Source organism: Pedobacter zeaxanthinifaciens (genome assembly GCF_003313335.1).
Classification (GTDB): Bacteria; Bacteroidota; Bacteroidia; order Sphingobacteriales; family Sphingobacteriaceae; genus Pedobacter; species Pedobacter zeaxanthinifaciens.
On record NZ_QMHP01000013.1, the window covers coordinates 1 to 13,974 of the forward strand.

The following is a 13,974-nucleotide window of genomic DNA, read 5'->3' on the forward strand; positions in this document are numbered from 1 at the left end:
GATGTGGCCAGTTCGCAAAAAAAGGAGTGGCCAGTTTTGGAATAATCTACACTTTATAGCTCTAATTCAGCGTTTTCTAGTTCTTTAAATCTATTTTTGTCAGTAGGTTCAAAGTCAATTGTTTTGTAGTATTTTTCTTCAATAGAATTAAAGTCGACTAAAGTCAGATATTCGTCTATTGATTTTCTGTCGACCATTATTTTTCCGCCACCAGCCCAATGTCTGTCAGCGCCATTCTTCTTAACCCCAGAAACCCAATATGCGTCGCCAGTTTCAATGTCGTAATGATTTCCTCCTCCACTAGGTGTCGCCATTTTTTTTACCGCTTTGTTGTCAAAATATACAGTTCTTCCAGATTTTGAAAATTCAACCTTGCCAATCCAAGCAGGTCCATTATCTGAATAACCTGTCTTTAATTCTATGTACATTATTTTCGATTTCATAATATGAATTTTGTCGGGAGCAATTACTTATAACGTTTTGGGGCTTGGCGAAGGCAGGGATTTCGAAGCACGAAACTATCGGCAAGCACAAATGTAAAATAGAAGCACAACACTTCAATTAACCACTGTCTGCCCGCTATCGCTAAGCCCATGTTAGCAGCCGTATTTTTTTTACAGTTTTTCATTAATAAGTTTTATCCATTCTTTTCCAAATACTCTTAGCTCGTAAATCCAAATAAATTGAGTCTTGTTGTCGAGATACCAATACTTCTGAAAAATGTCCACCCATAGTCCGTTGTTATAATTATGGTCGTAAAGAGTAAATGTGTCTTTGTCTAGCTTGACAATGTCTTCAAATTTGTCAACTACAAAGTCTGTCTTTATGTTTAAAACAGCAATGTCTGAAAAATGACTTAATGCGAAATAATTGGTCTGAGAAAGCTTGTAGCTTAATGCAAGTAAAGTATTTAAAAGGTCTGTTGCTTTGTCAACTGGAAAGCTAATGTTCAAAAAATTAAAGTCAAAGTCTGAACCATTAAGTTGAATTTGATGCTCATCAATTTGCTCTATTGTCAACACATCATTTTCAGAAAATTGTCTACCAGTAATAACAGATAGGTCTGAAAGCAGAACGGGAAGTCGTCTTTTTCTGTCCTCCAATCTGCGTAACATTTTCATTCTGTCTTGTCGTTGTTCACTGGTCATGGTGTCGTCTTAATATGGCTGCTAACTAACATATACATCCGATTTTGTCAGACAAAGCCAACCAAAACAGACTGTATTTGTCTATGTTTATTCAGTTAAATGTAATCAAAATTACAGATCGTCAAAAGGGCTTTTTATATTTTGTAAGCTCTTTGTACTTACGTGCGTATAAATCTCTGTAGTTTTGCTGCTACGGTGTCCCAACAACTCTTGTATGTAGCGTAAATCGGTTCCGCTTTCTAACAAATGTGTGGCGTAACTGTGTCTTAGCCAATGTAAAGTCACCGGTTTATTAATGCGAGCTTTTATTAGTGCTTGCTTTAGTACGCTTTGTAAACTTTTTTCAGAATAAGGCGTATGGGGTTCTTGCCCTTCAAAAAGCCAAGTTTTGGGTTTGTACATTTTATAGTATTCACGAAGTAAAACCAATAATTTTTCAGACAGCGGTGCTATTCTGTCTTTCTTGCCTTTGGCCAGTTTAATTAGCAATACACCTCTTTTGCTATCTATGGCCGAAGGTTTTAGACTTAGTAACTCGCTTCTACGTAAGCCACAGGCATAAATTAGGCTGAGCATAGCTCTATGTTTTAGGTTAATATGACTATTTAATATGGCTTTTATCTCTTCTTTACTTAAAACATTGGGCAAGGTTTTCTCGCGTTTTGGTCTATGTATTTTCGCAATATCTATCTTTTTGGTTAAAATGATGCCAAAATATAATTTAATGGCATTTACCATTTGGTTTTGGTAAGATGATGATAGCTGCTTAGTTAAGATATATTTGTGGTTGAAAACAATAATATCTTCATTGTTAATTTGGCTAGGCAATTTATCTTTAAAAAATTGAAAGAAAATGCTCAAGGCATTTAAATAAGTTTGGATAGTGTTTTCGCTATAGCGTCTGCTCCTTAGCCACTGCTTAAACTTAAGTAACGTTTCGGCATTATATTTTTGTGTTACAGCTGGCGCAATTTTAAACTGCTTTCTATAAGTTGGGGTGTCTGGCAAGTGCCATACCTTAAGTGTTGCGCTCCATGTGGCGCCTTTCAGTTTTTTAAAGCGTTCAATAAGTTCGGGTTTGTTTTCGAAATAAACGGCAATACGATTTTTGCCCCTATGTGTAATTAGTTTGGCTTGATACATGGCGAGGTAGCTGTTTGTTGCCCTAATTTAGGAAGAATTTTGTACAACAAACCCGATTGTAGGCGGTAGCCCGCATACCGAAGCGTAGCGAGGTAGCGGACTAAAGCCAAAAAGCGGGACTTTCGTTACCGATATGCAATGCAATTGATTTACAAAAACTTAACAGCTTTTAATGTGCTTTTTACTTTCGGTTTTAAGCTTTTTTTGCTACCTTTGCGCCCTTAAATACAAGCGCATACAATGCAAAAGATTAGAAACATAGCTATTATAGCCCACGTTGACCACGGTAAAACTACCACGGTTGATAAAATTTTACATGCCTGTTCTATTTTTCGTGATAACGAAGAAACCGGAGATTTGATTTTGGATAATAACGATTTGGAACGCGAACGCGGCATCACTATCGTTTCTAAAAACGTTTCAGTAAAATATAAAGACGTTAAAATTAACATTATCGATACTCCTGGTCACGCGGATTTTGGTGGTGAGGTAGAGCGTGTATTGAAAATGGCTGATGGCGTGCTTTTGCTTTGTGATGCTTTTGAAGGCGCTATGCCACAAACTCGTTTCGTAACGCAAAAAGCTTTGGCTTTAGGTTTAAAACCAATTGTTGTAGTAAACAAGGTTGATAAAGAAAACTGTCGCCCAGAGGAAGTTTACGAGCAAATTTTTGAGTTGTTCTTCAACTTGGAAGCTACGGAAGAGCAGTTGGATTTCCCTGTAATTTATGGTTCATCTAAAAATGGTTGGATGAGCACTGATTACAAACAGCCTACAGATAACTTTTTCCCATTGTTGGATGCTATTGTAGAGCATATTCCTGCAGCACCGGTGAACGATGGTACTTTGCAAATGCAGATCACTTCGTTAGATTATTCTTCTTTCGTAGGTCGTATTGCTATTGGCCGCGTACACAGGGGTTCTATCAAAGAAAACCAGCCAGTTACTTTAATTAAGCGTGATGGTAAATTGGTAAAATCAAGAGTTAAGGAATTATATACTTTTGAAGGTTTAGGTAAGGTAAAAACTACCGAAGTTAAATCGGGAGATATTTGTGCTGTTGTAGGTATTGATGGTTTTGATATTGGTGATACGATTGCTGATTTCGAAGCGCCAGAACAATTGCCAGTAATCAAAATTGACGAGCCAACGATGAACATGTTGTTCACGATCAACAACTCGCCATTTTTTGGTAAAGAAGGTAAATTGGTAACTTCACAACGTATCAAAGATCGTTTGTTGAAGGAGATGGAGAAAAACTTGGCCCTTAAAGTGGTTGAAACAGAATCTCCTGATGCTTGGTTGGTTTACGGTAGAGGTATCCTTCACTTGTCGGTTTTAATTGAAACCATGCGCCGCGAAGGTTATGAGTTGCAAGTAGGACAGCCACAGGTAATTGTTAAAGAAATTGACGGCCAAAAATGTGAGCCGGTTGAAACTTTAATTGTAGATGTTCCTGCGGAGGTTTCGGGTAAAGTAATTGAGTTGGTAACTCAGCGTAAAGGTGAGTTGTTGGTGATGGAGCCAAAAGGCGATTTACAACACTTAGAGTTCGAAATTCCTTCTCGTGGTATTATTGGTTTGCGTAATAATGTGTTAACTGCTACTGCTGGTGAGGCTATTATGGCACACCGTTTCAAAGCTTACGAGCCTTGGAAAGGTACTATTCCTGGTCGTATGAACGGAGTATTGATTTCGATGGATAAAGGCCAAACCACAGCTTATTCAATTGATAAATTACAGGATCGTGGTCGTTTCTTTGTTGATCCGGGAGTGGATGTTTACGAAGGTCAGATTTTGGGTGAGCACATTCGTGATAACGATTTAGTGATCAACGCCGTTAAAGGTAAGGCCTTAACTAACATGCGTGCATCAGGTTCTGATGATAACGTTCGTATTGCTCCAGCAATTAAGTTCTCTTTGGAAGAGGCAATGGAATATATCCAAGCTGATGAATATATTGAAGTAACTCCAGCAAGTATGCGTTTACGTAAAATTTTCTTAACAGAGAACGAACGTAAGGTGAAAGGCAAAATGTTCCAATCGTAATTGATTGTATGCGAGCATAGTAAATTCGGAAAATTGAAATTAATTGCTTAACTTTAATTGTCCGAGACATAGGAGATATTTAAAAGCCCTGCCGATTTTTTTGGCAGGGCTTTTTGTTTTGTTAACGTGCTACGTTATAAAATAGGTTGACACAAAATTGGTGATTTATGCGAAGCTTGTAGCTGTATAAATTTTCAATTGCTGTTTTACAGGAGAACTTAGTTTTTCTTTTTGTAACCGGTAACCACCTTTTCCGCATTTTTCTTGGTAGTGATAATTATTACTCCATTTTTCGCCTTTTCCCCGTACAGCGCTGTTGCTCCAGCATCTTTTAGTACTGAAATGCTCTCGATATCATCTGGGTTTAGGCTGCCAATGCTGCTTTCCATTGGTTTTCCATCTAGAATATACAATGGGGAGGCCTCATTATTAATTTCAACACCATTAACTATTAAATTGCCGCCAACTAACTTTATGTTTCCGTTTTGGTTTTCGACTTTAATATTTTTTGAATCCGAAGCACTTTTTTGTCCGTTATTTAGCGCAAACTTAATTGGAATGTTGTATTTCACTCTTACTGGTTTTCCGTCAATAAGGCCAGCATTCCATCTCCTGCTAAGCTTTAGCACTCTAACTGCTTCTTCATCTGTGCCGTAGCCTAATTTTCTGTCAATTTTAATGTCGGTTATTGAGCCGTCTTTTTCCACAACAAACGATGCGAACACATTACCTTGAATATAATTTTCGGCGGCTTCTTTTGGATATTTGATGTTTGCTCCTAAGAATTTGTAGAATTCTACCATTCCGCCAGGATAGCTAGGTGGGTTTTCTAGTGAAACAAAACTGTAGATCCTATCTTCAGGATTGCCTATCGCATAGCCCATAATAGTGATAGGATTAAGTGCTATGTAGCCTTGCTTCGGCATTGCATTTTGGTTGAGTACTTTGGTATATGCTCCATTCAGTCGGTACTCTACCCGCATGCTATACTTGCCATCAGTAAATGCATTGCCGTTGTATTTACTAAGCGTCATTGCGGTTTCTTCATCAGCGCCGTAGCCTAATTTCGGTTCCACTACAACGTCTTCGATTTTTTTGTTTTTAACGGTGAAGTTCACTATTAAATTTCCTTGAACACTGTTGTTGACTGCTGTTGAAGGATACTTGATGTTGTTGCCTAAAAACCTGTAAAATGCTTCATGGCCGTCATTTTTAATTGTCTTGGAAGTAGCTTTGGTAGCTAAGGTTACTTCAACCACTTTTTCTTTCGGTAAATTTAAGGTTGTTGTAACGGCCTCTTTCACTTCATTTAGCGGAATGGCATTCGCTACGGCTAAAAGTTCCTCATTTTTTTCAATAGTGGCCGATGAAAGCAATAAAGCCGAAGCAAACAGGGGAACGAAAATGCCATATTTTAGGATAGCAGTTTTCTTTGATCTTTCTTTGTAAAGCATAAAAATTCTTTTTTTGATCATCGATTTCTTAAAAAAACCATTAGTAAGCTTATTGTTGTTCATGCCAAATGCTTGACTGAGCAGCAACATAGAGTAGGCCTCCTTATCACCTTGAAATTTGGCAGCGGCCTCATCCGCTAGGTACTCGTGTATAGCTTTAACAGTTTCCTTATAGAAATAGATGATGGGATTAAACCATGTAACAATTCCTAAAATTTCGAAGAAAATAACATCAACCGTATGAAACTGCTTAATATGGATGTCTTCATGATGATGAACTGTAGCTGCTTCTGGCAGATTTTCCGCAACTACCTTTTTATTCCAAAACGAAAATGCCAAACCATTTTTAAAGTTTCTCAACATTTTGCGTACGCCAATTAATTGTGCAATTAAGCGTACTGTAAATAGCAATACTCCTAAAATATAAACCAATACAATTACATTGCCCAGGTTAAAGCTTTTCTCTTCGCTAACAACCGTGGTGGTGGTAATAAATTGGTTGAGTTGATCTACACCGATAGTGATCTGTTGGCTAATTTCTTGCTTGCTAAACCAATCTAATTGAATAAACGGTATGCTGAGCGAAAAAAGTCCGGCACAAATCAAATAAACTCTATTTAAAACAAAATAGGTTTCGTTGGCAAGTAACAACCTGTAAAAGGCATAAAAAATTACCAAATAAATGTTTACCTGCAATAAATAATGCGACCAGCTCATTTTGGTTTGTTTTTGAATTTGTTAATCATTTTGAGGATTTCGTCCACGTCGCTTAGGTCAAGCTTTTCTTCTTTTACAAAAAATGAAAACATGCTTTCAACCGAGTTTTCAAAATAGTTGCCCAAAAGTTTTTCGGTAGCATGTCTTTTGTACTCTTCTTTTGAAATTAGCGGATGATATTTATGCGCTTTACCGAAAGCCTCGTGACCTACGAAGCCTTTCACTTCTAAAATGCGCACAATGGTTGATACGGTATTGTAAGCCGGTTTTGGTTCCGGTAGCTGATCGATCACTTCTTTTACAAAAGCGCTTTCCAGCTGCCACATTACCTGCATAATTTGTTCTTCTGCTCTGGTTAAATCTTTAATTTCCATTTTTATAATTTTTAAGTGAGGGCCTTGCAATGCGCCTAACTAATTAGATATCTACCTCTAATTTATAACTAATGTTTTAGTTTTCAAAATTTTTCGGCAACTTTTATTCTAGTATTTGTAAAAAAGGGAGAGTTTTTGGCGCACAGTTAAACCATTGCATAGCAGTAAATCCAACGTATGAACCAATGAACCAATGAACCAATGAACCAATGAACCAATGAACCAATGAACAATGACCAATGAACCAATGACCAATGAACCAAATTAGATTTTGATCAAATCGTTTTTAATGCCATAAACTACCAAGCCAGTTCGGGATTTGAGATTGAGTTTAGCAAAAAGAGATTCTCTGTAGTTATCTACTGTGCGTGGACTAACGTTCATCAACGCGGCAATTTCTTTGTAGGTGAGTTCGGTGCTACAATGTTGCAAAAAAGTGAGTTCCCTTTCGGTGATGGAGCAGGAGGGGTTTTCGTTCTTTACCGATACCAACAGGCGGCCAGTAACTAGCTCGTTCACGTAAAAGCCTTTTTCGATAATCTGTTTGATAGCTGTAAGTACTTCCCTAGGCTTGGATTGCTTCAGTAAATAACCATTTGCGCCAGCTTTAATCATGTTGATGATTGATTTTTCGTCCTCAAACATGCTTAACGCTAAAATGTAGCTTTTAGGATAATTTTCTTTGATCCACTTGGTGGTGCTAAAACCATCCATTACGGGCATGTTAATGTCCATTAAAATTACTTGAACATCCTCATGCAGTTTTATTTTCGACTGCAAATCGATGCCGTTAGTGGCCTCAAAAGTAATTTCTAGTTCTTCAAATTCGCTCAGTAAATTGGCCAAGCCAGATCTGAATAAGGTATGGTCATCAACCAAGGCGATTTTTATTTTCTGCGTTTCCATTGTTAGGGGTAAGGTATTTCGATGATTATTTGTGTGCCCTTATGTTTAGTGGATTGTAGTTGAAATGAACCTTCAATCATTTTCACTCTTTTTTCTATAGAGAATAGGCCCAATCCGTTGTTTTCCTTTTTCGCTTCTTCATAATTAAAGCCAACTCCGTTTTCAGATACACTTAAAAAAAGCCTATTCGCTTGTTGATGCAGTTGGATGATGATTTGTGTGGCTTGCGCATGTTTCACAATGTTGTTCACTATTTCCTGAAAAAGCCTCAAAATAACCAGGTCTTTTTGTGGCGATAGCAGGGTTGTGCCTTGCATCCCATTTTCAAACTGCACCTTGTAAATTTCAGCTTTGCTTAGCCAACTTACTTCCTGTTCAATAGCTGCGGCAATGCCTAATTGCAACAACTGCTCGCCGTGAAGTAATTTAGCAAGTGCCCTTAATTCACTGATAGATTTATTTACCAGCTCAATTGAAGTATCGATCTTTTTTTCGGCCTTCTTTTCTTCGCTGATATTGATAGAGCCTAAAGTCAAATTGGTAAGACTTAACAGTTGTCCGATGTTATCGTGTAAATTGCTGGAAATAAGCTGCATAGTTTGTTCTTGCACCTCTATTTGCGTTTTCAATAGCTCTGATTCGAACTTTTGGTTAAGCAGTTTCTTTTCTTCAAGATATACCCTTTTTTTTCGGTAATAGGTGATTACCAGTACGATAATTCCTATAACTATGATAAAGAAAATGAGCGATATTAGAATTATGCTCGTGTATAAATTCGTTTGTTCCTTAAGCATAAAAATGATTTTATCCAACAGCTGTACATCAAGATATTTAAGATGTTCATTATTGCATAACGGATGGATAATTGCCCCTTTATCTTTACACGGATGATTTCGGCAAAAAAGGCATTTACAGTTGTATTAGTTGCGTAAAATATAAGGCAGCCGGTAACAAACCAAAATGCCGCATCTTTTAGGATATCATGATATTCCTCTTGTTTAAATAGGCTAAAGTAATAGGTGATACAAAGTAAAACCACTAAACCGCTAAACGTAGTATTTGTTCTGTAAAAGTACAAGCCAAAGCCTTGGTGATACCACTCTATCATATACCCGATGGATAGCAGTGCAGTCAGTATTAAACAAATAATTTTAATCCTGTTTAGATTGATAACTTTTGAAAATATCCAAAAATGAAAAAAGCAATAAATAGGTAAAAACCCATTGTAAAGTACATGGTTGCTTTTAAAGGTTGGAAATATTTTAACAACTAAATGGGCATAAGTTTCGAATAGGGCTAAAATGCCTAAATACACGATAAATGCCTTCCAATAGCTTGGCTGTACTTTTTTGGGAATAAATAGAATGGATGCGAAAAAGCACATCCATTCTATAATGATAGAAAAAGGTATCTTCGATAAATCCATATAAATTATTTATCTAAATCATATCCATCTTTCGGATCGGGGTAAGTTTCTTCAGGACAGTCTGGAGGGCATATCGTTGCTTGGTCTATTGCATCTCCTGGATCTGGCACTATGGGAATTGAGATTGATTTATCGTCATCAAGCATATCTAAATAGTGTTTAAATTTAATCACTTCAGTGTTACATAAAATAGCAGTGTTAAGACCTAAATAATCTGAAACTCTATTGGTTGGGCAGGTATTTTCAGATACATGCTTACCTATGTATATTTTAACACCATATTCTGAGCCAACACTTGGTGTTTTTAGTAGTTTTAATACACTCTCTGGCAAAATACTATTGTCTATACATAGTTGTAAAACTTCCTTAACCGTGAAATGCGCAAATTTAAATTCTTTTTTAGGGTCAACAATGGTGCGTCTGTATGCTTTAACCATTTCCTTAACTTCAGCTTTTTTGAAAGGTTTACCCGTAATTTTTTTTTCTTCGTTGTTTAGTTTGATAATCATAATTATTTATCTATTTTTTCCAAATCTCGTGCTTTTTAAACTACTGCAGTACCGTAAAAATACCTTGTAGGTTAGGGTGATAAATATAAACAGCAGGGTGTTTAAGTGAAGTGTCTCGCGAAAGTTTTTGTCCAACTTTTAGGGACACTTCAAAGCATCATCTTGTTTTCTTCTCGAGACATTATTCAAAATCTACTCTCCTATATCATAATCTTCGCCGCCATTGTCGTGATATGGAGGCTCGATTTCTGCTCTATCCAACCCAGTGCCCTCATCATCTCCAAGCTTATTTAGGATAGAAGGATCTGTATGTTTTAGCATGTCTTTAAAGCCTTTTCCTTCAATAATTTGCGTATTGCAGAGTATTGTAGTTGTAGCTCCTTTATAGTCGGGTTTATCACTAGGATATGTTCCATCTAAATGAATACCCAGGTATATTTTTAAACCATAGCCTTTGGCTTTAGGGTCGGTTGGCTTTTCTATTTGCGTTAATACTGTTTCGGGCAGTATTTTGTTGTTAACGCACAATTGTAAAATGTCTTCTATTTTAAAATGGGCGTATTTTAATGCGTCAACATTTTGTTTATTTTTTTCTCTATAAGCATCTACCATGCTCTTAATTGTAGCTCGGTCAAGGAATTTTCCTTCGTTTTCTAATTTAGTAGCCATAATTTTTTAATTTTAAGTAAATAGTTAGTGATTAGTTTTCTTCAAAGTAAAGCGTGTTTACAGTTGGTTAATACCGTAAAAACACCCTGTAAGTTAGGGTATTATCTGCTAATTTAGAACACATAGCTCTAAATAATTTTGGAGTAAAAAGGAGCTATGATAATTCAAGTAAATGAAGATTTTCCCCAAAGCATGATCAGCGCCAGGGAAGTAGAGGTACTTCAGTTGGTATCCATGGGCTACAGCAATAAAGAGATAGCCAGTCTGCTGTTCATCAGTAAATTAACTGTTGAAACACATCGGAAAAATATGGTAAAAAGAATGGGCTTTAAAAATGCTTATCAATTGGTAGTTTGGGCATTTAAGGAAAAGGTTTTCACCTAAAAAACCACATAGCTACAAAGTAAAAACTAGGTGGCTATGTGGTTAATTTTTCTCTAAAGAATCATTCCTATTGGCGACTGATCCGATAGTGTATTTTTTGAGCTCTAATTTCTCGGAGCTACTGGTTTTGGTAATTCTTTACGTGGAATTTTTTCAGCACGCTCAGAAGTGTGGTAAACGAAAGAAGCAATGATTGTTGCTGATTTCTTCAAATCGTCCTCTACCAATCTATCGTAAGTATCTTGGTTGGTGTGGTGCGTACGTGTGTTGTAGTCCATAGGATCTTGAATGAATTGGAATCCTGGTAAGCCAACTGCATCATAAGATTGGTGATCTGTACCGCCAGTGTTATTAATGGTAACGGTTTTAGCACCTAAATCAGCAAACGGATTTAACCACGCTTGGAAAATATCTCTGGCTGCAGCGTTGCCCTGTAAATAAATACCACGCACAGCTCCGGTACCATTATCTAAGTTATAGTAAGCGCTTAATTTTCCATGCTCTGGCAATAACTCCATTTTGGTTGGGTCGGCAAAGTGTTGCTTCACGTAACCTCTAGAGCCATATAAACCTTGTTCTTCAGCATCCCAAAGTGCAATTCTGATGGTTCTTTTTGGTTTAAAGTCAATAGCTTTCAAAATACGCATCACTTCAATCATCACGATAGAGCCAGCTGCGTTATCAGTTGCGCCTGTTCCCGAGTGCCATGAGTCAAAGTGGCCACCAATCATCACAATTTCATCTTTCAATTTTTTATCAGTGCCCGGAATTTCAGCGATTACGTTATAGCCTTTTGCATCCTGAGGATAAAAAGTGGTTTTAACATCAGCTTCAACTTCCACTTTCTGGCCAGCACGTAGCAAACGTAAAATGTGCAAGAAATCTTCTGCAGAAACTTCTAGTTCTGGAGCTACTGGCTTAGCATCAACTGCGTATGATGCTCCATTGCTAGTGAAAAATGTGCCGTAGTTACCGCGGGCGTAGGTTAAAATTAAGCCTACGTTTTCTTGAAGTAGCATTTCGTTAATGGCAGCTCTATTTTGGCGCATGCGCATCATCATTGCCATTTGGTTGTTGTTGCCACCCCTGTTACCACGGCCCTGGCCAGGTGCAGCAGGTTCTGCAGCAGCCATTTCCGCTAATTTCTCATCGGTGTGACGGGTTACATCGAGTGTATAGGAGTTTTTTAACGGCTGCACCATTACTGATTCAATTACTACAATTTTACCGGCCAATTTGCCTTTGTATTTTTCTAAATCAGTAACGGTATCGGCTTTAATTAATATCACTTCTGATTTGATTGGGCCGTTAGTGCCAGGTGTCCAAGCTTTGGGATAGCCAATAATTGGACGGTAAAAAGGTGCTGTAGTTGCTGCGTAGTATCTTTCTACCGACCAGCCTTTACCAAAATCACCCCAGCTTTCTTGCTTAACATTTTTAAGGCCTAACTCATTGAAATATTTCACTGCCCAATCTCTACCTTTTTTAATGCCAGGTGAATTAGCTAGGCGTGGACCAATTACATCAGTAATTTGGAAAGCAATGTCCATTACTTTCGAGTTTTCTAATCCTTCTTTTTTGATTTTTTGAATGGCCTCTGCGTTAACAAGCTCTTGCGCATTAACATTAATTGCATTGAAAGAAAATGCAACCGCCAAGGCGCCAATGGTAAATTTCTTTATCATAAAATAATTAGTTTAGGTTAAGTAACAATCTGGTGTGAATTTACAGCTAATGCTAAATAGTTGTAACTTTCTATTCAGAATTTTACAACCAAAGCTATGATGAAATATTTACGCAATTTATTTATTGCCTGCTTATGCCTATTGATTTCGGAGATAAGTTTTGCGCAAAAAGCTGAAATCAAAGACCCAAAAATTATGGGCATGCTCAATGAAGTTTCGGCAAATAATTTGGAAACCTTAATTAGAAAGATGGTTTCTTTTCATACCAGACATACCTTAAGTGATACCCTTAGTAAAACTAAAGGTATTGGTGCAGCAAGAAATTGGATCAAAAGCGAGTTTGAAAAGTATGCTGCTGAAAGTGGCGGCAGGTTGCAAGTATCTTTTGACACCTTTACCCAACCAGCGGATGGTCGTCGTATTAAAGAGCCTGTGGTGTTAAAAAATGTAATGGCCATTTTGCCTGGCACTGATCCCAATGATAAGCGCATGTTGATGGTATCTGGGCATTACGACTCTAGGGTTACCGATGTGATGAACATAAAAGATTTTGCTCCGGGAGCTAACGATGATGCTTCAGGTGTGGCTGCGGTAATGGAAATGGCTCGTGTAATGAGCAAGCATCAATTTAGCTGCACTTTGGTTTTTGTTGCTTTTGTAGGCGAGGAGCAAGGTTTATACGGCGCTGCTAATTTAGCTAAGCGAGCTAAGGAGGAGGGCTGGAATGTTCATCTATTAATGAATAACGATATTGTTGGCAATACTTATGGTATGGAAACCGATATTAAAGACAACAAAAGTGTACGGGTTTTTAGCGAGGGTGTAGCTGCAAGCGAAACGAAGGAGCAAGCAGCGGCTAGGCAATCAGCTGGAACAGAAAATGATGGAAAGGCAAGACAGGCTGCCCGCTACATTAAAGAAGTGGCAGAAAGGTATGTGGACCAATTGGAGGTTAAATTGATTTATCGAAGAGATAGGTACCTGCGTGGTGGAGATCATACACCTTTTTCGCAACAAGGCTTTGCTGCTGTAAGGCTTACGGAAATGAACGAAGATTTCAATCGGCAGCATCAGGATATTAGAACAGAGAATGGCTTTAAGTTTGGTGATTTGCCAGAGTACGTAGATTATACTTATCTACAAAAAGTAACCCGGATGAACATGTCGGTAATGGCCAATTTAGCATTGTCAACCCAGGAACCCGAAAATGTTGGTGTAGTAACTTCGGGGCTTACCAATAAAACGCAATTGAAATGGAATGCACCAAAAGGCAAAACGCCCTACGGCTACTATGTTTTAATGAGAGAAACCACCAGTCCGTTTTGGGAGCGCAAATTTTTCGTGAAAGAAAATCAGGCTACTTTAAACTATTCGAAGGATAACTACTTTTTTGGGGTACAGTCTGTAGATGAAAATGGGCATGAAAGTTTGGTGGTAATTCCAAAACCTATCAGATAAACGAAAAGGCGGTAACCAGCCGCCTTTCCTATATTAACTAAAACTAAACTAA

Annotated in this window: 14 protein-coding genes; 3 read left to right on the forward strand and 11 right to left on the reverse strand. The window is 37.7% G+C overall.

Going from position 1 to position 13,974, the window contains the following annotated elements; all coding sequences use genetic code 11:
* Window positions 1-53: 53 nt before the first annotated feature.
* The 3 genes from DUT68_RS16395 to DUT68_RS16405 all read right to left on the reverse strand — a co-directional run bounded on the left by DUT68_RS16395 (window position 54) and on the right by DUT68_RS16405 (window position 2,291).
* Window positions 54-443, reverse strand: coding sequence for a hypothetical protein (locus DUT68_RS16395; protein WP_113639313.1), 390 nt, complete (start codon window positions 441-443; stop codon window positions 54-56).
* Window positions 444-614: 171 nt separating this feature from the next.
* On the reverse strand, window positions 615-1,148 hold the full coding sequence (locus tag DUT68_RS16400) for a hypothetical protein (protein ID WP_113639314.1): 534 nt from the start codon (window positions 1,146-1,148) through the stop codon (window positions 615-617).
* A gap of 111 nt (window positions 1,149-1,259) precedes the next feature.
* Entirely contained in the window at window positions 1,260-2,291 is a 1,032-nt protein-coding gene (locus tag DUT68_RS16405) for a tyrosine-type recombinase/integrase (RefSeq protein WP_113639315.1), read from the reverse strand.
* A 240-nt stretch (window positions 2,292-2,531) separates the two neighbouring features.
* Here DUT68_RS16405 and typA point away from each other — a divergent pair, with 240 nt between their 5' ends.
* The gene (typA, locus tag DUT68_RS16410; protein WP_113639316.1) at window positions 2,532-4,340 is read left to right on the forward strand and encodes a translational GTPase TypA; all 1,809 of its coding nucleotides are present in this window, start codon (window positions 2,532-2,534) and stop codon (window positions 4,338-4,340) included.
* 218 nt (window positions 4,341-4,558) lie between these two features.
* On the opposite strand, the gene DUT68_RS16415 is transcribed toward typA, so the two are convergent.
* The 7 genes from DUT68_RS16415 to DUT68_RS16445 form a co-directional block, all read right to left on the reverse strand.
* Window positions 4,559-6,511: a M56 family metallopeptidase gene (locus DUT68_RS16415; protein WP_113639317.1), complete on the reverse strand. Its 1,953-nt coding sequence runs from the start codon at window positions 6,509-6,511 to the stop codon at window positions 4,559-4,561.
* Complete coding sequence (locus tag DUT68_RS16420) at window positions 6,508-6,885, reverse strand: BlaI/MecI/CopY family transcriptional regulator (protein ID WP_113639318.1); 378 nt, start codon at window positions 6,883-6,885, stop codon at window positions 6,508-6,510. The genes DUT68_RS16415 and DUT68_RS16420 overlap by 4 nt, the downstream gene beginning before the upstream one ends.
* A 264-nt stretch (window positions 6,886-7,149) precedes the next feature.
* The gene (locus DUT68_RS16425; protein ID WP_113639319.1) at window positions 7,150-7,791 is read right to left on the reverse strand and encodes a response regulator transcription factor; all 642 of its coding nucleotides are present in this window, start codon (window positions 7,789-7,791) and stop codon (window positions 7,150-7,152) included.
* A 2-nt stretch (window positions 7,792-7,793) separates the two neighbouring features.
* Window positions 7,794-8,585 carry a sensor histidine kinase gene (locus tag DUT68_RS16430; RefSeq protein ID WP_113639320.1) on the reverse strand — a complete coding sequence of 264 codons (792 nt, stop codon included), beginning with the start codon at window positions 8,583-8,585 and terminating at the stop codon, window positions 7,794-7,796.
* Window positions 8,549-9,217, reverse strand: coding sequence for a hypothetical protein (locus DUT68_RS18505; protein WP_157960898.1), 669 nt, complete (start codon window positions 9,215-9,217; stop codon window positions 8,549-8,551). Before DUT68_RS18505 ends, DUT68_RS16430 begins: the two co-directional genes overlap by 37 nt.
* A 5-nt stretch (window positions 9,218-9,222) precedes the next feature.
* Window positions 9,223-9,726, reverse strand: coding sequence for a hypothetical protein (locus tag DUT68_RS16440; RefSeq protein ID WP_113639322.1), 504 nt, complete (start codon window positions 9,724-9,726; stop codon window positions 9,223-9,225).
* A gap of 192 nt (window positions 9,727-9,918) precedes the next feature.
* Window positions 9,919-10,395, reverse strand: a complete 477-nt coding sequence (locus tag DUT68_RS16445) for a hypothetical protein (protein ID WP_113639323.1) — start codon at window positions 10,393-10,395, stop codon at window positions 9,919-9,921.
* Between the two features lie 156 nt (window positions 10,396-10,551).
* Here DUT68_RS16445 and DUT68_RS16450 point away from each other — a divergent pair, with 156 nt between their 5' ends.
* A complete protein-coding gene (locus DUT68_RS16450) occupies window positions 10,552-10,779 on the forward strand; it encodes a response regulator transcription factor (RefSeq protein ID WP_113639324.1) in 228 nt (75 codons plus the stop codon).
* 104 nt (window positions 10,780-10,883) lie between these two features.
* Here DUT68_RS16450 and DUT68_RS16455 read toward each other — a convergent pair whose 3' ends face one another.
* The gene (locus DUT68_RS16455; RefSeq protein ID WP_113639325.1) at window positions 10,884-12,464 is read right to left on the reverse strand and encodes a M28 family metallopeptidase; all 1,581 of its coding nucleotides are present in this window, start codon (window positions 12,462-12,464) and stop codon (window positions 10,884-10,886) included.
* A gap of 96 nt (window positions 12,465-12,560) precedes the next feature.
* Between DUT68_RS16455 and DUT68_RS16460 the strand changes: the two genes are divergently transcribed.
* Window positions 12,561-13,922, forward strand: coding sequence for a M20/M25/M40 family metallo-hydrolase (locus DUT68_RS16460; RefSeq protein ID WP_113639326.1), 1,362 nt, complete (start codon window positions 12,561-12,563; stop codon window positions 13,920-13,922).
* Window positions 13,923-13,974 lie beyond the last annotated feature (52 nt).